Below are 21802 nucleotides of genomic sequence, written 5' to 3' on the forward strand. Positions count from 1 at the left end.
GCACGTGAGTCACTGACCCCGTTGCATCCGCAAGAACACATCATCGAGTGCTTCGCCGAGCACGGGTGCGAGCGACTTCGCGTAGACCAGACTGATGTGATTGTCATCGATGTAGACATTGACATTTCCGATCACTGGCAGACACTGCTCGTCGGGGCAGAAGTACTCGCTGAGATCGATCGTGGCGACGCCACGACGCACCAGCCGTTCGATCGGATTCGATGGCGCAAGCGCCTGCGACTGTGTCGTTGAGCATTCCTGGGCGGGGTCATCCGAACGCTCGGTGCACTGGTAGGAATTGAATTCGAATCGAGGATTGTCGCGCACGAGCACCACGGGAATGCCGTCGCTTTCGAGCCGCTCGACCGACTGCGCGACGCCGGGGAGTACACGTTCTCGGCGACCGGCGACCGCCGAGCTGTCAGAATCGGCAGCGACCGTTTCGCTCCCGATCGAGATCACCGCCGCCGGTCGAATTTCTTCGATGAGATCGAGGACATCCTCATTCCAGTCGCGGCATTCTTCGCTGTAGAAGACGCCGCGATCCTCATCGACCTCGCGCACCCCGAAAGCGCAGGCAGCGTAGAGGAATGACACGAGCTGCCAACCTCGCGCATCGGCAACCACTTGCATCGGCTCCAGCAACTGCTGCGCGTGCGAGTTTCCCACAACAACGACGGTCTTCTGAGCGTCTGTCGAATTCATGCCGTTGTCCCAGCAGATCTCGACGGTGCGGGGCAGATCAATGAGACTGCCATCGGAGCAGTCATGTCGCAGGCTGCCCCATTGGGTAGGCACTTCAGAGGGGAGCGGGCGGCGCGGCGCATCGGCCCCGCTCTCGCTCTCGCTCGACACCCCCTCGTCGAAAAGGACTGCGGCGCCCGGATTACGGAGGTCAAGCACATTTGCGGACGAAGCTTCGATCGCTGCGAGCTCGGCCGCTGCTCGCTGCTCGGACTGCGCTTGCAGCGGCGTCACCACACTCGCGACGAGCGCAATCGAAACCGTGATCACTCCGAATCCACGCCATGTCGATCGTCCGATCCAAGAATTCTGCCGAAGCGGGGCATCGACGAGTTTCGTCACGAGCATCGCGAGCACGAGAGACAGCAGGATAACGATCAGTCCCTCGACGAAGTTCAACGGCTCACCATTGCGTACGACCAGCACGAAGACGAGAATCGGCCAGTGCACGAGATAGAGCGCGTATGAGCTCTTGCCGATGGCGAGTACTGGGGGCTTCTCCAGCAGCATGGCCGGCCCTCCACGACGATCCGATCCGTTGCCCGAAATGATCACAGCCGCAACGCTGAGGACCGGCCACAGCGCCAGATATCCCGGAAAACCACCTTCGACGTCGAGCACCATGCCGCACGCTACAAGTGCCACCATTCCGATCCAGCCGATGACCGCGCGAAACGTCACCCCGACATGCAGCTTCGGCACCACGAGGGCGAGCATGGATCCGGCCGCAAACTCCCAGAGCCGCGCACCGGTATTGAAATAGGCAAAGGACTGGTCCGAAGCCGTCGACACGATGGAATACGTGAGTGAGACCGCGAAGATCAGCGCGAAGAGGGCGAATGCGATGCGGCGCGGTCGAAGGCCGCCACCGAACACGCGGTACAGCACAGCGATGAGCAGGAATAGGAGCGGCCAGAGGATGAAGACCTGACCTTGGACCGACAGCGACCAGAAATGCTGCATCGGGCTCGCCAGAGAGGTGTCCGCGTAGTAATCGACCGATTCCACGGCCAGCAACCAGTTCTCCACGTACAGCACCGATGCCCAGGCATTTTTCCAGAGGGATGCGTGAGTAGATGCGGGGAGCAGTGCGAGGCCGACGAGCACTGTGGCGACGATCGTGATTGCGGCCGCTGGAAGCATGCGCTTGAAGTTCCGCACCCACTGAGACAACACGCCCACTTGCCACCGGGTTTCGAGCCGACGCATCAGCGACCCGGTGAGGAGGAACGCGGAAATCATGAGGAAGGCGTCGACGCCACCCGAGACGCGCCCCAACCAAACGTGGTAGATGACGACCAGGAGCACCGCGACCGCTCGCAACCCATCGACATCGTGACGATAGGTCACCGCATCTGCACCTTGCACGGCGGTGCTCGACTCTGTGTGCGGCTGCATATTCGGGTGAATGGCCTGTTCTCGAAAGGAGGGGGTCTACCGAATGGAACTTTACCGGACGGATTTGGCACGTTGGTTCTCGCACCGATCAGTGGCGGCGGTGCCCGTGTCGCTCGGACGGTGCCGGAACATGCACGTAAGCTGAACGCAGCTTTCGATCAGGGGATGAGGATGTCATGGGGCTCCGATTGCGCACGCGTTCGAACGACGCAGCGCCCGACGCTGGAGTGATGCGTCAGGGTGTTCGGCGTCTGCTCTCCTGTCTCGCTGTCGCGTTTCTCGTACTGGGGGCCGGCGCGCTCGGCCCGAGTGCTGCAGAAGCTGCTCCGGTCGAAGGATTCCAACCGGGCAACATCGTTTCCGATGAGAACTTCTACAACGGTGGATCGATGTCGACATCGCAGGTGCAAAGCTTCCTGAACCAGAAGATCGGGCGCTGCACGATCGGCGACCCAGGGCGCGCGCCGGGATCGACATGGGGCAGCACGACACTCGCGTGGTCGTGCCTCAACGGGGCGATCTGGTCGACGGCATCGCGACCCGCCAACGCCTACTGCAAGACGTATCCCGGAGGTTCGAACGAATCCTCTGCAGCGATCATCGTCAAGGTTGCTCAGGCCTGCGGTATCAGCCCGCGAGTGCTCCTGGTGATGCTTGAAAAAGAACAGAGCCTGATCTCGGATACCTGGCCGACCATCCGCCAGTTCGACTTCGCCATGGGCTACGACTGCCCCGACTCCGGGCCGGGAAACAGTGCGAACTGCAATAGCGGTGCCGGGGGATTCCCCGCGCAGGTGTATCGAGCAGCGTGGCAACTCAACGTGTACCGGGCGAACCCGGGTAACTACAATTACCGCGCGTACCGCACGAACACCATCCAATGGCATCCCAACGCTGGATGCGGTACCTCGCAGGTGTACATCGAGAACAACGCCACTGCTGCGCTCTACATCTACACGCCGTATCGACCCAATCAGGCTGCGCTGAACGCCGGATGGGGAACGGGCGACAGCTGCTCGAGCTATGGCAATCGAAACTTCTACAATTTCTACAAGACGTGGTTCGGATCGCCGGTATTTACAGTGCATGCCAAACTGACTGCCCTCTATCAGCAGATGGGTGGACCGCAGGGCAGTCTCGGTGAGGTGACCGGTCAGGCAGTCGTGCTCGCGAACGGCGACGTGGGGCAGCGCTTCCGCAACGGAACGCTCGCGTGGTCGCGCGAGGCTGGCGCGCAAGCGATCGAGTCTGGGTTCCACAGCGTGTTCCTGAACGCGGGCGGAATCGCCGGGTATCTCGGCGCGCCGCTGAGTGGCTCCTCATCAAGTGCCCCGGGCATGGCGCGTCAAGAGTTCCGTGGCGGAGTCATGATCTGGACAAAGAACATCGGCACATATGTGGTGAAGAGCGGAGCGATGCTGACGGCGTATCGGAGCGTCGGCGGTACAAGCGGAGCGCTCGGATCTCCCACATCCTGGGAGACAAAGCCTCGCACGGGTGCTGCGAAGCAGCAGTTCGCGAAGGGAGCGATCTACTGGTCGAAGCAGGGGGCGTTCTCGATGACGAACGGTTCGATGCTTTCTAAATACATCAGTTTGGGCGAGACCACTGGAAAATTTGGAGTACCAGTAAGCGACGAGATCAAACCCAGGAGCGGCGTCGCCTATCGCGAGTTCGAGGGCGGCCAGTTCTTCTGGAGTTCATCCCACGGTGTGCAGACTCTGAGCGGCGCGATTCTCGCGAAGTATCGCGACGGGGGTGACCTCGCAGACGCCGCCTATCTCGGAGTGCCGACCTCGGCGGAGCAGAAATCTGCGTCAGGTGCCGCCAAGCAGCCGTTCGAACGAGGCAGTATTTACTGGTCGCGTCAGCACGGGGCTTCGACGATTCAGCCCGGACCGATCGCCGATGCCTACTCGAGCCTCGGCGATTTCACCGGAGCACTGGGGGTGCCAACGTCTGACGGAATCAAGGGAACACGAGCGGGCGATACCGTTGAACGTCAGAGCTTCCTTGGCGGTGACATCTTCTGGACCTCAACCACTGGTGCGCAAGTCGTGCGCGGTGGCATTCTGGCCACGTATCTGCAGGCAGGCGGAAATACAGGTCGACTCGGCAGCCCACTTGGAGCGGAGCAGAAGCTCGGCGGCGGCAAGACGGTGCAGCAGTTCCAGTTTGGAGTCATTACCTGGACGTCAGGCGTCGGAGGACAAGTGACCTACTCCACCTCTGCTCATGCAGTTCCCGCCCCTGAAACGGAGGTACCGCGTTCCGAGCTCACCGATACCGATGCGTCGGAAGTTTCAGCGAGTGACGCCAGCGGTGCTGGAAACTCAGACGAGAACGTGACCCCAGAAGGTTCGACGTCTGCCGATGCTGCGAACTCCGAACCGGATGCGAGCGCAACGGCGGACGCGATTTCGCCGGAGGTCGAGCAGCCAAGCAATGAACCCGAGCGGAGTGCAGATGGTTCTCCGGCCGGGCTCACCGGAACTTCGCGTCACGAGTGAGACCAGAACTCTCGTACGCACGCCTTTACCAGTGCAGCACAGCGTGCGTCAGCTTGCATGGGAGAATTAAGCACTATGAAACTCGGCCACCAGGTACTCGTCTTCCCCGCATGGCGGGACAATCCGTTTCTCAATCTGCTCGAGCTCAACGCTCGAGCAGCCGGCTATCAGTTTCTCCGCTCCACAAGCTATTCGGGGCTCATCGAGCAGATTGCCCGATTGCTGCCGAATGACATCGTGCACGTGCACTGGACCACCCCGATCGTGCAGGCGGCTGGTTCGGAAGACGAGGCAGTGGAACGTGTCGCTGAATTCGAACGCATTCTCACCGAGGCGAAGTCGCGGGGGGTGCGTGTCATCTGGACACTTCATAACCGGCTGCCCCACGAATTGGCGTACCGCGAAGCCGAGATCGCGCTGTATCGTGTGCTCGAATCGGCGTCGGACGCCGTGCACGTGATGTCGCCGCAATCGGCCGAGGTCGTTGCCGACGTTGTGCGTCTCAGTCCGGAAAAAACACGCGTCATCGCGCATCCGAGCTATGCGGGTGTGTATGACAGTGGCATTACCCGAGCGCAGGCCCGGAATAGTTTTGCGCTCGAAGACTCCGACGTCGGTGTGTTGTTCCTCGGTCAGATTCGCCCGTACAAGGGCGTCGACGCCCTGGTGGCCGGTGCGGGTCTGGCTCGCCGCGACGACGGGCGCGAGCTGGCACTGATGCTTGCGGGAGCCGTGAAAGACGTTCCACTTGAGGAGTTTCTTGCGACGCTGCGCCCAGACCTCAAGCGTGTCACGGAGTTCGGCTTCGTGCCCGATGGCGATCTGGCGCGGTGGTTCACGGCTGCGGATATCGCGGTCTTCCCGTATCGCGCAATTCTGAACTCAGGCAGCTTGCATCTCGCGGCAACGTTCCACGTACCGGTTCTGCTGCCGGGCGAATCGCACCTGCGTGAGCAGTTTGCGGGGCAGCCCTGGATCGCGTACTTCGACATCGACCGCCCTGCGGAGTCCATTGCGGAGTTGCTGAGCGATGCGGATCTCTTCGCCGGAGTCACGGACGCGGACTTCGACGCATTTACCCGTGAGATTTCACCGTGGCGGGTGGCACGCATGTACCGGGAGCTGCTGGATGAGGTCTCAGGAGGCGCCCTGACGGCGTCCCTCGCATCCTGATTCCAAACTTCCCCAGAGAGATATGGGATAATTGAGTCTTTGAGAGTCGCGGCGGAATGCATTCGCGGCGATCACGTTCGCAGGCATCGGAGGTCCATGACATGAAGCTGAGCGTCAAGGGATGCGGATATCTCGGTGCGGTGCACGCTGCAGCAATGGCATCGTTGGGCCACGAGGTCGTCGGTATCGATCCGGATGTGCAGAAGATCGCCGCACTTTCGGCAGGTGAGACCCCGTTCTTCGAGCCAGGCCTCGGAGATCTCTTGCGCGAGTCACTCGCCTCAGGGCTGCTCTCCTTCAGCACCGACACCGAGGCCGCGAAAGACGCGACCGTTCACTTCATCGCTGTCGGAACCCCGCAGCGGTCCGATGGACTCGGTGCAGACCTCGCATTCGTCGATTCCGCCATCGCCGATCTGATGCCCATCCTGAAACCGGGTGATCTTGTGGTCGGAAAGTCGACGGTCCCTGTGGGGACGGCGGCCCGCCTTGCAGACGTCGTACGCGAGCGCGGAGCGACGCTGGCCTGGAACCCCGAGTTCCTCAGGGAAGGCTTCGCGGTCCAGGACACGATCGCGCCTGACCGTATTGTCTACGGATTGGACCCCGAATCCCGCGATCGCGACCGGGCGATCCTCGACGAGGTGTATTCCGCGGCGCTCGCGACGGGAACCCCGCGTCTGACCACGGACTTTGCGACCGCCGAACTCGTCAAAGTCGCGGCTAACGCGTTTCTTGCGACAAAGATCAGCTTCATCAATGCAATGGCAGAGATATCGGAAATCGTCGGCGCCAACGTCGTAGAGCTTGCGGACGCGATTGGTCACGATGATCGCATCGGCCGCAAGTTCCTGGGAGCGGGCCTCGGCTTCGGCGGAGGATGTTTGCCGAAGGATATTCGTGCGTTCGTCGCCCGCGCTGATGAGCTCGGTACCGGCGGCTCGCTCGATTTCCTGCGCAATGTCGATGAGATCAACCTGCGGCGACGTCAGCGCGCGGTGCAGCTCACGATTGAAGCCGTCGGCGGAAGCGCGGCCGGCAAACGAGTCGCGATTCTCGGTCTGGCGTTCAAGCCCAATTCCGACGACATCCGAGATTCTCCGGCCATCGATGTCGCTCGCTCGCTTGCCGCGGTCGGCGCCGATGTGGTCGCGTACGACCCTGAAGCGAACGCCAACGCTCGCCGGCGCTTCGACGATCTGGCGTATGCCGAATCGGTCGAATCGGCCGTAACCGGGGCCGAAGCCGTGGTACTCGCGACCGAGTGGCAAGAATTCAAGTCGCTCGACCCGGTTGCGATCGGCGAACTCGTTTCGGCCAAGAATTTCATCGACGGCCGCAATGTGCTCGAACCAGAGGCATGGCGGGCCGCGGGCTGGAACTTCCGCTCGATGGGGCGATAACAGCATGACTGAAACCCCTCGTGTTGCGATCGTCGTGCGGACGAAAGATCGCCCGGATTTCCTCCGGCGCGCACTGGAGAGCATTTCGGCTCAAACGTTTACCGATTGGGAAGTCGCTGTTGTCAACGACGGCGGCGACGAAGCTGTCGTGGAGTCGTTGCTCGCGGAGCTTCCCGACTCAATTCGTCCGCGCGTCAGAGCTGTCCACGCACCACAATCTCGTGGACGATGGGTGAGCGCCAACGCGGGCGTGCTCGAAACCAGCGCTCCGTATCTTGTGCTTCACGATGATGATGATTCTTGGCACCCGGAGTTTCTGCGCGCGGGCGTCGACTATCTCGACGCCCATGCGGATCGGAGCGCCGTGGTTTCTCGCATTGAGATCATTTGGGAAGAATCTCAGGGTGAAGCCTTTGTCGAGACTGGGCGCGAGCAGTTTCAGTCGCACCTCGTTGCGCCGCTGTTGAGCGACATGCTGCTGTACAACCGTTTCGTGCCGATTGGTTTTCTGTACCGTCGCGCACTGCACGCAGAACTTGGACTGTACGACGAGAGCCTTCCTGTCGTCGGTGACTGGAATTTCAATCTCAAGGTACTCGCGCGCGGCCCGCTCGAGTATCTCGGCGACATCCCGTATGCGTACTGGCATCAGCGCGCCGATGCATCGGGGAGCGCAGGGAACAGCGTGATCTCCGCGAGCGGTGATCACGCCAAATACGACGCTCTCATCCGTGATGCGGCGCTGCGTGAACACGTGCAGGAGCACGGACCCGGATTGGTGCTCTACCTCACCAAGTTCATCGATCAGCGTCTCGTTGAGGTCGAGGCGGGAGTGCGCCACGAAGTGCGTCAGCAGAGCGCATTGAACCGCATCAAGCGCAAGCTTCGCCGGTAGGCGCTTTCGCTTTCGCTGCTGCGTCGATGCGGGTTCAGCCCCTGCCGGCGTCAGCGGCTCAAGACATCGACGGCTTCATTGATATCGCCATCGAATACGACCTTTCCACGGTTCAGTACGATGCCGCGCTCGCAAATCTTTTTCACCTGAGCCGCATTGTGGCTCACAATGAACATGGTGGTGCCACTCGCTCGCATGTCGAGCATCTTGGCGTTGCACTTCTCGCGGAACGGCGCATCTCCGACCGACAGAACCTCGTCTACCAGCAGCGTGTCCACTTTCGTGTGCACCGCGACAGAGAATCCCAGTCGCGAATACATGCCGGACGAATAGCGCTTGACCTCGGTATCGATGAACTCCCCAATTTCCGAGAACTCGACGATCTCATCGAAGCGCTGGTCGGTTTCCTCTTTGGACATGCCCAGGATCGCAGCGTTCAGATACACGTTCTCGCGCCCGGTCAAGTCAGGGTGGAAGCCCGCCCCGACTTCGAGAAGCCCCGCAATGCGGCCTCTCGTGCGCACCCACCCCTGATCGGGTTGCAGCACGCCTGACAGCAGCTTGAGGGTCGTCGACTTACCTGAACCGTTCAACCCGAGGAGCGCAACCGACTGACCCTCGGGGACCTCGAAGGACACCCCTTCGAGCGCATTGAACTTCGTCGAAGTCTCTTTACGCTTCAGACGAGAGATGAACGTCTCTTTGAACGAGTGAGTGTGCTTGATGGTGAAGGTCTTACGCGCGTCGTGAACGACAATGGCGGGCTTCGCCGTCACTCCATCAGAGGTTTTGGGCAAAGGTCTTCTCCTGGCGATTGAAGGTGATCTGCCCAATGAGCAAGGTCACGAGTGCGATGCCGGCGGCGATGAGAATGTAGAGGAGCAGATTGCCAGGACGCGCGGAGTCGGGCTCGAGCGGCAACCAGAACGCGTCGTGGAACATTTCGACGGCGGCGGTCATCGGATTGATCATGTAAAGGTGGAAGAACCAGCTCGCGGCGCGATCGTGGACCATTGTCCAGGAGTAGAGCACCGGCGAAGCCCACGTTGCAAACATGAGAATGAGGTCGACGAAGTTACGAGCGTCGCGATAGGCAACGTTGATGGATCCGAAGAACAAGCCCAGCCCGAGCGCGAAGCAGAGAATGAGCAGGACACCGACAAGGAAACCGACGACCTGCAACCATCCCACGGTCCAACCGCAAAAGAGCGCGACGGCGAGCAGAAGCCCAGCCTGCGGCAGAAAATGCACAAGTGCGACCCCGAGAGCGGATACGGGGAAGAGTTCCCGCGGAAGGAAGATCTTCTTGATCAGCGAACCGTTGTCGGTGATCGCGCTCGTCGTGTTGCGCAGCGCCTCGCTAAAGAGGTTCACGGCTACGATCCCGGAGAACAGATACACGGGGTAGAACTCGAATCCGCGGTTCACACCCATGACGATGCCGACGACCAGGTAGTACATCAAGAATTGAGCACCCGGTCGCACATACGACCAGACCCACCCGAGCACCGAGCCGTGGTAGCGGGTCGAGATGCCCTTGCGAAGCAGCAGGCTGAGCAGATATCGATGACGGAAGACGTCAAAGAGCCCCTTGCTCTTCCCGGGAGTATCGAACTCCGGGTCTGAAAGGGCGAGGTGTTGAGTCACGACAGGAAAGTGTACCCCTATGACTTGGGAATGAACGTCCACCGATTCAACTCGCTCGAGTGCTCCGCCGGGTGCGCCGGGGCACGCGCCGGATCGGGAGCGGCCAAGTCGCCCCGGTTAGGATGGACTGGTGAGCTTTACGACTGACTTATCGGGCGTCCCCTGCTTTCGCTGGCGGCCAGCCGCGCACTCGGAAAGCGAAGAGCGTATGAACTTCGGAGACGAACTCGGACCGCTGATCATCCGTGCGATGCTCGCTCGCCGCGGAGTCGAAGGCTCGCGAGCGACGATTTCAGGAACACGTCTGCTCTCCGTGGGGAGCATCATGCATTTCGCGCGACGCGGAGACGTCGTCTGGGGCAGCGGCATCAACGGCAAACAGCGAGCGATGGAGGTTCCCGAGGCTCTCGATGTCCGATCGGTTCGGGGGCCGCTGAGCGCCGCGGTGCTGATGTCGTACGGAATCGATGCTCCTGAAGTGTACGGAGACCCCGCACTCCTGCTCGCCCGGCTCTTCCCCGAATTCGGCGAGCAGGAGGGGAGTGGCGAGCACCTCTGGATTCCGAACCTCAATGAATGGGATGAACACGCATCTGCGCCCGACGGCTTCGTGACCGTTGATCCCTACGGCGATCCTCTCGAAATCGTACGTCGAATCGCGCGTGCGAGCTTCGTTGCGGCGTCATCGTTGCACGGGCTGATCGTTGCCGATGCCTACGGTGTGCCCGCGCGTCCGGTGGTTCCCCGCATCGAGCACTCCTTCAAGTACTTCGACTACTACGCTGGCACCGGTCGGCCTGAGGTGTCGTTCGCTGCCGATGCCGGCGAAGCGCTTGCACTCGGCGCGACGAGGCCCGCGCGTGTCGATCTCGACGTATTGGAAGCCTCTTTCCCGGGGGACCTCTGGGACTTGCCGAAGGCGCCGCTGTCGACGCCGCCGAAGGCGAAACGGTACTCGGAGTTGCTGGTGCGCAGCGCACAACTCCGAGACGAGTTCGCTCGAGTTGCTGCCCAGGCGGGAGCCGGCAGTTCGGTCGATGCACTGATGCGCGCGCAACAGCTGCTCTCGAGCGAACCGATCGAGTCAGGCATCACCCGCGAAGAGGCCCGCGTTCTCGGGCTGAATCTGCCGCATCTTGAATCCTTCGTGACCTCGCCGGATGTCATGCTTTCGGTCGTGGTTCCCACGCATAACGTGGAACCCTGGATCGCCGAAACACTCGACAGCATTCTGGTGCAGGACGTCGAAGGAATGGAAGTCATCGTCGTCGATGATCATTCCGCTGACCGAACGACGGATATCGTCGCCGAGTACGTGCAGCGCGATGCGCGCGTGACCCTCATTCGGAGTCTGAGTCGTGGAGGGGGCACGGCGCGCAATGTCGGAGTCGATCACGCGAGGGGCAAGTATCTCGTGTTCAGCGATGGTGACGACATCATCCCGGACGGCGCCTATCGGGCACTGGTGAAGAGCCTCGAGGACAGTGGATCTGATATTGCGGTCGGTGACTATCTCAAGTTCCGCCCCGTTGACACGTGGCGTCCGACGGAGCGCATGGCGGCATTCAACCGCCCCCAGCAGCGCACCTATCTCACGAAAGAACCGTCGCTGCTCTACAGCCGGCCCTGCTGGAATAAAGCGTTCTCGCGCGGCTGGTGGGAATCCAGGCACATCAGATTCCCTGATGTGCCCCGGTCGAACGACATCGTGCCGATGGTGCAGGCGTATCTCCTCGCGCGACGCATCGACTTCATCCCGGAAGTCGTCTATGTCTATCGCGAGCGACCAGGTGGGTCGTCAATGACCTCGCAGTCTGCGAGCACGACATCAATGCTCAGCTATTTGTCGCAGGAGCGAGAGTGCGCGCAACTCATCGTGACTGCGCACCATCAACAACTCAACAATGTGTACGCGTCACTGGTGTACGACCGAGACACCTATGTGCAAGTGGTCAAGTACCTCGCAGCATGGGAAGAGCCGACTGATGCCGACGAGGCGGTCTGCGCGGCGATCGATCAGCTGGTGCGTGCAACACCGCGACCGCCGAAGTGGGTGAGCCCCCTGAAACACGCGATCGTGCGGCTCGCCGGACTGGGCGAGCTGCGCGCGGCTCGGTCGATGACGCGCTGGGAATCCGCAGGTGAACGAGTACTCGACGGACACGACCTCGCGGAATCTCGCCATGCGATTGAGGTGCTGCATGAGCGCGGACTCCTGAAACCACGTTTGCAGCACCGCATTGCAGACCTCTTGGTTGCCGCGCTGACACTCGAGATCGAACCGGAGCACCAGCGCGGGTGGAAAGCTCTTGTGGACTCCCTCTCGCATCGTGTGAGCGACGAGGCGCTCGCGTTCCTCCCCGAGTCGCGGGCGGCGAAACCGGAACTCCGCGACGTGATGCAGCGTAAAGCAGAGGCAGCAGCGCGGGTCACCGGTCTGTTCCAGCGCGGAGCGAGTCTCGTCGTTCATGGCGAGAGTACGGGCGAGGTGACCGGATTCGAGCCGGTGTTGCATGCTGCCGGTGGCGAGACGAGCGACGTCATCGCGCCCGTCTCGGTAACTTGGGACACTGCCAGCGGAGAGCGTGCGTCATGGACCGCAGAGTTCCGAATCAGTGACTTGACCCGTCACCGTCGATGGACCCCGGGGATGCGGTTTGCCCAACAGGCGAAAACGATCGCCTCTCTCCCATCTCAGGCGCCGACGCCGCTATTCCGGCCAACCGATGCCGTGCTCTTCGAACTCGCCCCGGGGCGAATCATTATTCGTCGCCGATATCCGCTCGTGCTGCGCGCGGCAAAGCGTGCTCCCCGCTTGCTCAAACAGGCAGTGCGCCGATACACGGGTTCGGGTCGTTAGGCCGGACTTCTGACCGGAGCGCCGCCGGCGTGAGCGATCTCAGTCGCCGAGAACCGGGGCGTCGGGGAGAATACGGGAGACAAAAGCGGACTCAAGCGTGTTCGTGTACGTCACCGTGAGGTGCCCCACGGTATCGCGGAACACCACAGTACCCCCGGATATGGCCGGGCATGAGCTGCCCTCCGGGCATACGAGATCGTTGAAAGATACGATCTCGACGCCGTCGACCTCACGCGCGGCATCGGTGAGCACGTCCGGAGTCGAGAACGCGGCGTCTCGGGGAGTGCTGCATTCGGCATTCTGGGGGTCGATTCCCGGGCGTTGGAGGCACAGGAGCGACTCCTCAGACGGGATGGGCACGTCCTCGATCTGCACGACTCGGTTTCCAGCGGCAACCGCTGCCGACATCATCTCCTGGCTCCCTCGCAGTGTGGCGTCGGAAACCTTCGCCATCGCCTGTCTCGCGGAAGTGCTGATGATGACGTCATACGGCGTCCCATCGGTGAAGTCAGCATTCGCCTGTTCGATTTGGGTGCCGCAGTCTTGTGCAGGGTGCGGCGTCCACTGACAGCTCCAGCCGATGTAGGTCGTCACCGACCAATCGTTCTTGAGTGCGAGAGCACGGAGCATCCCCAGGTAGTTCCCCATGTGGCTGTCACCGACGATCGCGATGCGGTAGTCCGCAGCCGGGTCACCGATGTTGCAGACAACGGGGCCATCGTGCTCGCCGCGTCTGCAGGCGAGGTCTTCGTCGCTTCCCACGTCGTTCTGAAACGCATCGAGTGAAGGGGCCAGCGGAATCTCGGCGGGGTCGCAGGGCTGATTCGCGGTGTCCAATGAGCCAGCGCCTCTGCAGCGGTCAATCATGGCCTGCGTGGCTTCTGAGACCGTGCCCGTTGCAGCAGTCTGCGTGCCCGCCGCTCGCGAAGCGAGGGCGACTGGAGCTGCGACGCAGCATGCGACCAGAGCTGCGGTTGTGGCGAGCACGGCGCCCTTCTCCCACACGGGTCTCGCGTTCCGCGGAGCGGCCGTTCCCCAGGGGAGTCGGCGGAATGGTGTTTCAACGAACCGATACGACAGCGCGGAGAGGAGCAAGGTCGCGCCAAATGCGAGGGCGTAATACCGGCGGCCAACGGGGAGCACCGCGTAGAGCAAGATGAGTACGGGGAAGTGCCACAGATACAGGCTGTACGAAATATTGCCGAGGTACACCGAGACACGGTTCGTCAACGGGAGTACGGAGTTCACATACGTCTCGCCCTGCGCATGTCCACCGACGACGACGAGAAGGGCGCCGGTTACCGGCAATAGGGCTGCCCAGCCGGGGAACGGAGTTGAACTTGAAAGTGCGAAAGCTGACCCGAGAATGATCCCAATACCCGCGAAGGTCGAAGCAGCGGCAACGGTTGGCCGCAACCCTCGCGTTATCGGGCTCAAGGCGATGGCGGCGAGTGCGCCGGCGCCGAGTTCCCAGAACCGCGTAAAGGATGAGAAATATGCCGCTGAAGGGTTCGTCGCGGTCTGCAGCAACGCCCAGATGAATGACAGCAAAATGACGGCACCGATGATCACTATCAGGCTACGGCGGCCGCGTTCCTCCGCCGCACGGGTGCGATGTCCGGCGATCTGCAGCACCGCCAGCATCAACCAGGGCCAGATGAAGTAGAACTGCTCCTCGATCGACAACGACCAGTAGTGCTGGAGGGGAGACGGGGTCAGCCCTCCGGCGAAATAGTCCGTGGACTCGATGATGAGATGCCAGTTTCCGGCGAAGAGTGCTGCCCAAATCCCGTCCACCGCCGTCGATTGCGCGCGCTCAGCCGGCAGCAGTAGCGCCGCGACCGCAACGGTCACCGCGATCACCAACAGGCCGGCGGGGAGAATCCGCTTGATTCTGCGGATGTAGAAGTTCGTGAAGGAAATGCGCTTGGTCGCATCCCACTCCCGAACGAGCGTCGACGTGATGATGAACCCTGAAATCACGAAGAAGACATCGACACCGATGAACCCCCCGGGGAGCCATGATTCCGAAGCATGATTGACGATCACGAGGATGACCGCGAGAGCTCGCAGCCCTTGGATGTCGAGCCGAACATTGGCACGTGGTCGCACAGAAGTCACGAACGACAAGAATAGCCCGTTGTGCTGGAACAGCTGACGGCGAGCACTCAGCGCGATGGATCAGCACCTGATCGGGCGAGGTCGAATACCTGATGGTACGTTCGTGAGGAAGCATATCTGCCGCAGTCTTGAAAGAATGAGAGAATCCGTGCCGCTCACTCGACGCCGCCCGCGCATTGCCATCATCAGCTACTGCGATCATCTTCGTACGTACGCGCACCTCAACCACGAGACCTACGCTCGACGCCACGACTACACATACATCTTTGATATCGCGCCGGTCGAGTCGTATCGCCACAATGCGAAGATTGAGAAGATTCTGAAATTCCTTCCCCATTTCGACTGGGTGTTCTGGATCGACGATGACGCGTTCTTCACGCGACCCGAATCCGAGCTCACTGAGTTTCTCGAACGCCGAGAGCGCGCCGGGTTCATCTTCTGCGAGAGCCCGGTGAATGCAGGCAAGCAGACGTGGATCTCTTCGGGAAACTTCTTCGTACGGAACACTCCGAAAGCATTCGAGGTGCTGCGTTCAGTGGCTGAGAGCTATCGCGATGAGCGCATCCGCGAGTGGTGGGATGCCGAGCGCTTTGGGTACTACACCCACGGTGATCAGGACGCGTTCGTCTACCACCTGAACACCAATCCGAAGTACCAGAAGCGTGGCTTCGTCGAACGTCTGCCCTACGATGCATTCAATGCCCGCCCGTTCCACTTCGAGCGGAAGCTCGATGAGCACTTTCTCGTGCACTTCACGGGAGACGAGAAAGGGCGTCAGGCCGCTGAGTTCGCGAACCGCTTCGGGTCGACGGAGGCGATGATCAGTCGCGAAGAGTGGAAGACACTGCGCGGTATCTACCACCCGTAAGCATCGTGGCGCGGACGGGCGCACGGCACTGGTCGTTCGCCGGACGACACCATGCTCCCTGCTTCAGAGCGCCGAGCTCACCGGTCGCAGTTCGCCCTGTGCGCGCCACCAGGTCACCGCGCTGTGCAGCGTCCCGAGATCTTCGGGCAGTGCGGCGTCGCCGGTAAAGAACTCACCGTTCGAGTAGTGAGCGATGAGCGCCTCGGCGAGAGCGGCATCGTGGCCGGCGCGCTCGATGCCGACCGCGTTCACGCCCGTGAGTCTGGGGGGAGTGCCGTACACCTTCGCGAACGGCGGTACGTCGCGGGTGACCGGCGTGCCCATACCGACCATCGCCCCCGAGGAAATGACGCGTCGCTGGTGCACCACTGCGTTCATGCCGATGTTGACCCGATCTCCGATGACGCAGTGGCCCCCGATCGAGACCCCCGCCGACACCGTCGCGTCGGCTCCGAGCAGCACGTCGTGCGCGAGGTACGCGCGATTCAGCACCCAGCTGCGCGCCCCGACAGTGGTCTCGCGGTAGGTGCCCTGATGCACGACTGCGCCCTCTCGAATGACGGCGCCGTCTTCGATGCGCACTCCCGCATGCTGCAGATCGCCGTTCCAGGCTGTGTTCTGCGGCAGGCTCGACATCTCGGGAGGTGCACCGATCTGCGCGCCGGGTCCGATCCATACGTTATCGCCGACGACGCAGGGTCCGAGCAGTACAGCACCCGGCCCGACTGTGACGTTGGTGCCGAGTGAGACGCCCTCGCCGATGAATGCGAGCGGGCTGATGTCGTTCATGATTCTCCTGAGGGTCCGGGGTTCAGCAGCCCGTGATGCGATACAGCACGGCGTTGCCCTGCCGATCGACCTCGGTGAGTACCGGTGACTTGTCGAGATGCTGCATGTCCTTGAACGGAATGCCTCGCTCTGCGGGGTCGGGAAGAACGAAATTGGTTCCGAAATCGAGCACGTAGTGCACGTCGAGCTCGTGCGACACCTGGCAGGCCTGTTCCGGGTGCTTCACGAGCGACTGCACCAGGGCGTAGTCGCGGGGGTCGTAGATTCCTCCGGAGTGCGGGAAGAGTACCTGGCGGTCGGCGAGGGCGTAACTCAACGAACTGCCGTTCAACGGGTTGTTCGCGATGACCTCGCCCTCGGGCACTTCGTCGTCCAGGCGGTCGAGCAGCGCGACCTCGTCTTTGCTCACCAGCATGCCGCGATTCTGGTCGTAGCTCTCTTGCACGATCTGCAGGAAACGGAAGGCACCGGACTGCCCGATCGCGACGAGCATCAGCACGGCGATGGCCGAAAGCACCCGGATCGCGCGCCCCGGCGAACGGCTGAACGCACGAGCTGCTCGACGCAGCGTCGGTCGCAGCAGAGCCCATCCGGCACGCGCCCCGAGCACGAGGAGCGGCAGCGCACCGAACGGCACCAGAGCGGCAAGACGACGCGGATCGTTGTACCAGGGGCCCACGAACATCGTGCGCCAGGTCGAGGTCGGGAAGCCGTCGGCGATCACGTAGAAGAGCGCGAGTGCCGCAGCACTGCCGATCACCCATCGCATCGACCGGAAGCGCCAGGCCATGATCGCACCGAGCAAGATGAGCAGCGAGACTCCCCAGGCGTGCCCGGTGATGTGCGGTGTGCCGCCGAGCAACTGCAGCACGGCGTCATGGGGAAGGAAGAACCCCTGCCAGGAGTTGTCGGTCGTGCGGCCACCCACCCATGCCGCCACGACGGCCGCAGCGAAGATCCCGAGCCCGATGAGGGCGAGGACCCCACGCACTTCACGGGAGGCCCTAGGAACGACGCGCAGGCCGTCGCGGCCGGGCACGGTGCCTCCGCGGATCGCTCGGATCGCGGTGAAGAGAACGGGGAACGCGGCCCAAACGAGGATCGCGTGCACGACGTTGGGGTGCGCGAGCACCGCACCTCCGAGCGCTCCCACGAACAGCAGCCAGCGTGAGCCGACAGACAGCGGATCGGCACGACGCGATGGCCCGAGGTTGAGGAGCTGCAGACCTGCGACCAGTGCGAACGGCATCAGGGTCAACGCGAGGATATTCGGGTACAGCACGCCGTACCCCGCGAGGAAGAGCGGGAAGTTCGGGAACGCGGCTGCGGCAGCGCCCGAGATCAGCGTCGCGGCGATACTCGGCCCGGCAATAGCGCGGCCGAGCGCGACCGCCCCGATCGGCCAGACGACGCACGATGCGACGAAGAGCACGGCGTTCGTCGCCACGGGAATACCGACGCCGGTGATCTGCACGACCAGGGCGACGAACGCGTGCCACAGCGTGGGGTAGAAGACCGGATTGCCGGGTGAGGTGAGATCCATGGTCAGCGGTGACGCCGAGCCGCCGTCGAGAATGTACCGCACCGCGTTGAGGTGGAAGTTCGCATCGAAGGTCTGCGAAATGGCGCCGGGCTGCTTGATCGACGACACGAGCGAGATCGCGACCACGAGCCCGCCGATCGCGGCTGCGGCCAGAGCGACCCAGAGCTCCCGTCGCGCGCGCGGCCGTGTTCCTCGAACTCCGGGTCTTGCCCCGATCCAGCGCCGCAGCACGAACAGCACGGCGGCGAGCACGACCGCCAAGATCAGGGGCGGGAGGAGTGTCCATCGGATCCCGACGAACGGGGTGGCGATCGAAGCGAGCGCCATGACCGCAAATGCAGCGGGAATGGCCACGATGACGAGCGCGAAGCCGCGCAGGCGCAGCGCAAACGCTGCCGGCAGTCCCAAAACAGCGATGATCGCGAGCGCAGTCGCGATCGGAATGCCGAATGCGAGCCAAGCGGTCATGCTCGCGGTGCCCCGTCCGTGCCGGGTGTTCCGGGCCCTGGGGGTGTCGAGGCAGCGGCATCCCGAGCCGACTGATCCTCGAGAATACGCGCTTCCATCAGCGCAACTGACCGAGCGAGCTCCGTCACCCGGGCGTCACTGCGAGCCTTCGCGCGGACGACCGTCGCGGCGAAGATGAGCATGGCGACAATGAAGAGATAGAGGAGCAGATCAGTACCGCGGCCGATGCCGAAGAAGATCGCGATCGCGGTGAGCACACCCGGGAAGAGGATCGCGGCGGCGGCGGCCAGCACGAAGAGGATTGCGAAGATGCGCTTGAGCGCCAGCGAACGTTCGCCGGGCAGAAACCGCACCGCGAGCGACGCGGCGACCACGACAACCGCAATGAGTAGAACTTGGAAGATAGACATGGGCGCCTAACGAATGATGAGGTCCACGAGGATGTTCACGGAGTTGAGCAGCGACTGCCCCTTGGCCTTCGAGTAGTCGGTATAGATGACTTCGACGGGGAACTCGGTGTACGGCAAGCCGGTCTTGCCGAGCTGCACGACGATCTCGGTGCCGTGCGCCATGCGATCCTGCCGCAACTTGATGCGCGATGCCGCATCGGCGCGAATGACGCGCAACCCATTGTGGGCATCGGTGAGGCGCGTACGGGTCGTGACGTTCGTCACCCACACCGCCGTTTTGAGTACGATCTTCTTCAGGATTCCAGGGTTGGTGCGGTCGTCGAGAAACCGCGAACCGAATACGATCGCCATGTCTTCGTCGCGCGACACCTGCAGCATCGCCGAGGCGTCGACCACGCGGTGCTGGCCGTCGGCGTCGAAGGTCACGATGTACTGCGCACCGCGCTCGAGCGCGTAGCGGAAGCCGGTCTGCAGCGCTGCTCCCTGACCGAGGTTGATGGGGTGCGTCACAATGCGGGCTCCGGCATCGCGCGCGACGTCGGCTGAACCGTCGCGCGAGCCGTCGTCGATGCAGACGACGTTCGGGAAGACGGGGAGCAGTTCGGAAACGACTCCGCCGATCACCGTCGCCTCGTTGAAGAGTGGGATGACGACCCACGTGTCGGTGTTGGCGGTCGCGCCTGAGAGCGCGGGGTCGAGCGTCATGCGTCCATTCTGACAGACCGGCGCTGCAATCAGGCCGCACCCGGGGCGACGAGTGGTGCGAGTTGCGCGTCAAACCATCTCGCGAGCGAGAGCGCGTACATCCCTGTGAGGTGATTGTCGTCGGTGTACATGATGAGATCGCCGGTGATCATATGGCAGGTGCCGTCGGGGCAACTGACGGCATAGGTGTCGATGACCGGTACCTCGATGGCATTGGCGTCGTCGACCAGCCAGTCGTCGAATTGGGGGTCTTGCCAGGCGCAGATGTCGTCGGCAGCGGGGAACGCGAGCACGCAGGCGGGGCCGGTGAACGCGTCGCCGTTGACGTCGCGGGCGCCGACCGAGGGCAGGTCGCGGATCACGATGACCTGCTTGCCTGCGTCGACGAGCTGCTGCATACCGAGTCGGGCCTCGTCGCCGAGCTCATAGAGATTGGTGCGCAGGCTGATGAGCACCGTCGTGAGGTTCGGGTCATTCGCGATGTCGGATCGCAGGGCGGAGCCCCACTCCGCGCAGCGGGCAGTGTTCTCGTCATCGCTGTCGGCGGGCGTGGTGAACAGCCCGCACGATGCTCGACTTTCGAGCCGGAGCGACCAGTCGTTCGCCGCGGCGACGCGTTGCAGCGGTGCGAAGATCTGCTCGGCATGCGAATCGCCAACGACGATGACCCCCGGCGCTCCGTCGCGCGCGGACGGTGCGGGGAAGTCGCAGGATCGCTCGGTCCACGTCCCCACGGTCTGCCACGTGCAATGGTCTTTGCCGGCTCCGTCGACGAACCAGTACCAGGGCAGATCTTGCTCGGCGAACGCCGGATCGATCGCGGCGGTGTACTCATGGGGGTTTGCGCAGTCGTCGATGAACGCCGAGGCGCCCACGCAGGTCGACGTTCCTGTTCCGTCGAGCGGCTCGCCTTCGATGAGTGCCTGGATCTGCGCGCGCCGATGGTCCACGTCAGCGTTGATCGCCGCGGTCTGCCCGACCACGAGGCCGATGATGGCGAGCACCGCGATCGTCATGCCGCCGAATGTCGCCCACCGCGTGCGCAGCAGCCCGGGGGCTCGGCGAACGGGTTCTTCGACGAAGCGTTGCGTGAGCCACGCGAGCACGATCGTGATCGGCAGCACGATGACTGCGAGCCGCCAGTGTGCCATCGCGCCGGTGGTATCACCGAGCAGCGCCGGCACGGCGACGATCAACGGCCAGTGCCAGAGGTAGATGGCGTACGACGTGTCGCCGATGAACTGCACGGGTCGCAGATGCATGAAGCGCTGCGGGCTCCCGGTGAATGCCGCCTCGCCGGGGGAGCGATCGCCGAGCCAGATGAGTGCGGCGGTCGCGCCGACCGGCAGCAGCGCGATCCATCCCGGAAAGGCGGTCGCCGCGTCGAACGCGACCGCCGACCCGACGATGACGACGAGTGCGATCCAACTGCCGACGAGCTTCATCCCCGGAGCCCAGCGCGACGCCGGAATGAGCGCGATCAACCCGCCGAGCACGAATTCCCAGGCCCGGGTCGTGGTGAAGAAGTAGGCCGTCTGCTGCGAACGTGCGGTTTCGATCATTGAGTACGCGAGCGAGGCGACGAATACGACGAGCAGGAGTGCGAGCACGATGGTGCGCAGGCGCGGGCCGCCGCGCTTCGCCGCGATCAACGCGAGACTCGCGGCCATGGCGATGAGAATCGGCATCACGAGGTAGAACTGCTCTTCGACCGAGAGCGACCAGTAGTGCTGCGCAAGCGACGGCGGGTTCGCGGCGTTCAGATAGTCGACCGCGTCGGCCGCGAGGTGCCAGTTCACGATGTAGCCGGCCGCGAACCCGATGTCGCCCAGATTCTGCGTCCGGCTGATCGAGGGCATGACGGTCAGGGTCAGGATCGCGGAGACCGCCAGCACCAGGAGCGCCGCGGGCAGCAGCCGCCGCACTCGCCGGGCCCAGAACTCCACGACTCGCACGCGGCCGGTGCGCTCTGCTTCACGCAGCAGGTGCCCAGTGATGAGGAAGCCGCTGATCACGAAGAAGACATCGACGCCGATGTAGCCGCCGGGGAGCCGGTCTGGGAAGAGATGGAAAGCGACGACGAGCGCAACAGCGAGTGCGCGGAGACCCTGGATGTCGCGCCGTTTGCCCCGCTGGGACGAGGCCGCTGCCGGGGCAGGATCGTGTCGCGGGGTGGTCTGCAGTGGTGCGTGCTGGGAGTCGATCGGACCAGGCTAACAGGGCGCAGCGCGGCGGTGCCGGTATCCTGGCAGCTGACGATCCGCATAA

Annotated in this window: 15 protein-coding genes; 6 read left to right on the plus strand and 9 right to left on the minus strand. The window is 62.9% G+C overall.

Annotated elements, in window-relative coordinates; all coding sequences use genetic code 11:
* Positions 1–9: 9 nt before the first annotated feature.
* Entirely contained in the window at positions 10–2094 is a 2085-nt protein-coding gene (locus AMS67_RS07385; protein ID WP_162230830.1) for an acyltransferase family protein, read from the minus strand.
* Positions 2095–2318: 224 nt separating this feature from the next.
* Between AMS67_RS07385 and AMS67_RS07390 the strand changes: the two genes are divergently transcribed.
* The 4 genes from AMS67_RS07390 (at position 2319) to AMS67_RS07405 (ending at position 8123) form a co-directional block, all read left to right on the plus strand.
* Positions 2319–4652, plus strand: coding sequence for an LGFP repeat-containing protein (locus tag AMS67_RS07390; protein WP_053386814.1), 2334 nt, complete (start codon positions 2319–2321; stop codon positions 4650–4652).
* Between the two features lie 75 nt (positions 4653–4727).
* Positions 4728–5825, plus strand: coding sequence for a glycosyltransferase (locus AMS67_RS07395; RefSeq protein WP_053386815.1), 1098 nt, complete (start codon positions 4728–4730; stop codon positions 5823–5825).
* A gap of 101 nt (positions 5826–5926) precedes the next feature.
* Positions 5927–7228: a UDP-glucose dehydrogenase family protein gene (locus tag AMS67_RS07400; protein WP_053386816.1), complete on the plus strand. Its 1302-nt coding sequence runs from the start codon at positions 5927–5929 to the stop codon at positions 7226–7228.
* On the plus strand, positions 7167–8123 hold the full coding sequence (locus tag AMS67_RS07405; RefSeq protein ID WP_082305373.1) for a glycosyltransferase family 2 protein: 957 nt from the start codon (positions 7167–7169) through the stop codon (positions 8121–8123). Before AMS67_RS07400 ends, AMS67_RS07405 begins: the two co-directional genes overlap by 62 nt.
* Before the next feature lie 50 nt (positions 8124–8173).
* Here the strand turns inward: AMS67_RS07405 and AMS67_RS07410 are convergent, their stop codons facing one another.
* Positions 8174–8899 (minus strand): ABC transporter ATP-binding protein, encoded by a 726-nt coding sequence (locus AMS67_RS07410; protein ID WP_241488018.1) that lies wholly within the window; start codon positions 8897–8899, stop codon positions 8174–8176.
* A 4-nt stretch (positions 8900–8903) separates the two neighbouring features.
* The gene (locus AMS67_RS07415; RefSeq protein WP_053386819.1) at positions 8904–9770 is read right to left on the minus strand and encodes an ABC transporter permease; all 867 of its coding nucleotides are present in this window, start codon (positions 9768–9770) and stop codon (positions 8904–8906) included.
* 208 nt (positions 9771–9978) lie between these two features.
* Between AMS67_RS07415 and AMS67_RS07420 the strand changes: the two genes are divergently transcribed.
* A complete protein-coding gene (locus AMS67_RS07420) occupies positions 9979–12630 on the plus strand; it encodes a glycosyltransferase (protein WP_053386820.1) in 2652 nt (883 codons plus the stop codon).
* A gap of 39 nt (positions 12631–12669) precedes the next feature.
* Here AMS67_RS07420 and AMS67_RS07425 read toward each other — a convergent pair whose 3' ends face one another.
* Positions 12670–14751 (minus strand): acyltransferase family protein, encoded by a 2082-nt coding sequence (locus AMS67_RS07425; RefSeq protein WP_162230831.1) that lies wholly within the window; start codon positions 14749–14751, stop codon positions 12670–12672.
* 136 nt (positions 14752–14887) lie between these two features.
* On the opposite strand from AMS67_RS07425, the gene AMS67_RS07430 reads away from it, so the two are divergent.
* Complete coding sequence (locus AMS67_RS07430) at positions 14888–15619, plus strand: glycosyltransferase family protein (RefSeq protein WP_053386822.1); 732 nt, start codon at positions 14888–14890, stop codon at positions 15617–15619.
* A 63-nt stretch (positions 15620–15682) separates the two neighbouring features.
* Here the strand turns inward: AMS67_RS07430 and AMS67_RS07435 are convergent, their stop codons facing one another.
* Genes AMS67_RS07435 through AMS67_RS07455 form a run of 5 tightly spaced genes read right to left on the minus strand, consistent with a single transcriptional unit; the run spans position 15683 to position 21738 of the window.
* Positions 15683–16408 (minus strand): DapH/DapD/GlmU-related protein, encoded by a 726-nt coding sequence (locus tag AMS67_RS07435; protein ID WP_053386823.1) that lies wholly within the window; start codon positions 16406–16408, stop codon positions 15683–15685.
* 22 nt (positions 16409–16430) lie between these two features.
* Positions 16431–18419, minus strand: coding sequence for a DUF6541 family protein (locus AMS67_RS07440; RefSeq protein ID WP_053386824.1), 1989 nt, complete (start codon positions 18417–18419; stop codon positions 16431–16433).
* Entirely contained in the window at positions 18416–18829 is a 414-nt protein-coding gene (locus AMS67_RS07445) for a DUF2304 domain-containing protein (RefSeq protein WP_082305375.1), read from the minus strand. Before AMS67_RS07445 ends, AMS67_RS07440 begins: the two co-directional genes overlap by 4 nt.
* A 6-nt stretch (positions 18830–18835) precedes the next feature.
* Positions 18836–19534: a glycosyltransferase family 2 protein gene (locus AMS67_RS07450; RefSeq protein ID WP_053386825.1), complete on the minus strand. Its 699-nt coding sequence runs from the start codon at positions 19532–19534 to the stop codon at positions 18836–18838.
* Positions 19535–19563: 29 nt separating this feature from the next.
* Positions 19564–21738, minus strand: coding sequence for an acyltransferase family protein (locus AMS67_RS07455; RefSeq protein WP_082305376.1), 2175 nt, complete (start codon positions 21736–21738; stop codon positions 19564–19566).
* Between the last annotated feature and the right edge of the window lie 64 nt (positions 21739–21802).

The sequence above is a fragment of the Leucobacter japonicus genome (genome assembly GCF_001273855.1).
Classification (GTDB): domain Bacteria; phylum Actinomycetota; class Actinomycetes; order Actinomycetales; family Microbacteriaceae; genus Leucobacter; species Leucobacter japonicus.

What these genes read in the sequence shown, in the direction of transcription:
- AMS67_RS07390 (WP_053386814.1), top strand. Translation starts at nt 2,319, where the DNA reads ATGGGGCTCCGATTGCGCACGCGTTCGAACGACGCAGCGCCCGACGCT.
- AMS67_RS07395 (WP_053386815.1), top strand. Translation starts at nt 4,728, where the DNA reads ATGAAACTCGGCCACCAGGTACTCGTCTTCCCCGCATGGCGGGACAAT.
- AMS67_RS07400 (WP_053386816.1), top strand. Translation starts at nt 5,927, where the DNA reads ATGAAGCTGAGCGTCAAGGGATGCGGATATCTCGGTGCGGTGCACGCT.
- AMS67_RS07405 (WP_082305373.1), top strand. Translation starts at nt 7,167, where the DNA reads ATGTGCTCGAACCAGAGGCATGGCGGGCCGCGGGCTGGAACTTCCGCT.
- AMS67_RS07420 (WP_053386820.1), top strand. Translation starts at nt 9,979, where the DNA reads ATGAACTTCGGAGACGAACTCGGACCGCTGATCATCCGTGCGATGCTC.
- AMS67_RS07430 (WP_053386822.1), top strand. Translation starts at nt 14,888, where the DNA reads ATGAGAGAATCCGTGCCGCTCACTCGACGCCGCCCGCGCATTGCCATC.
- AMS67_RS07435 (WP_053386823.1), bottom strand. Translation starts at nt 16,408, where the DNA reads ATGAACGACATCAGCCCGCTCGCATTCATCGGCGAGGGCGTCTCACTC.
- AMS67_RS07440 (WP_053386824.1), bottom strand. Translation starts at nt 18,419, where the DNA reads ATGACCGCTTGGCTCGCATTCGGCATTCCGATCGCGACTGCGCTCGCG.
- AMS67_RS07445 (WP_082305375.1), bottom strand. Translation starts at nt 18,829, where the DNA reads ATGTCTATCTTCCAAGTTCTACTCATTGCGGTTGTCGTGGTCGCCGCG.
- AMS67_RS07450 (WP_053386825.1), bottom strand. Translation starts at nt 19,534, where the DNA reads ATGACGCTCGACCCCGCGCTCTCAGGCGCGACCGCCAACACCGACACG.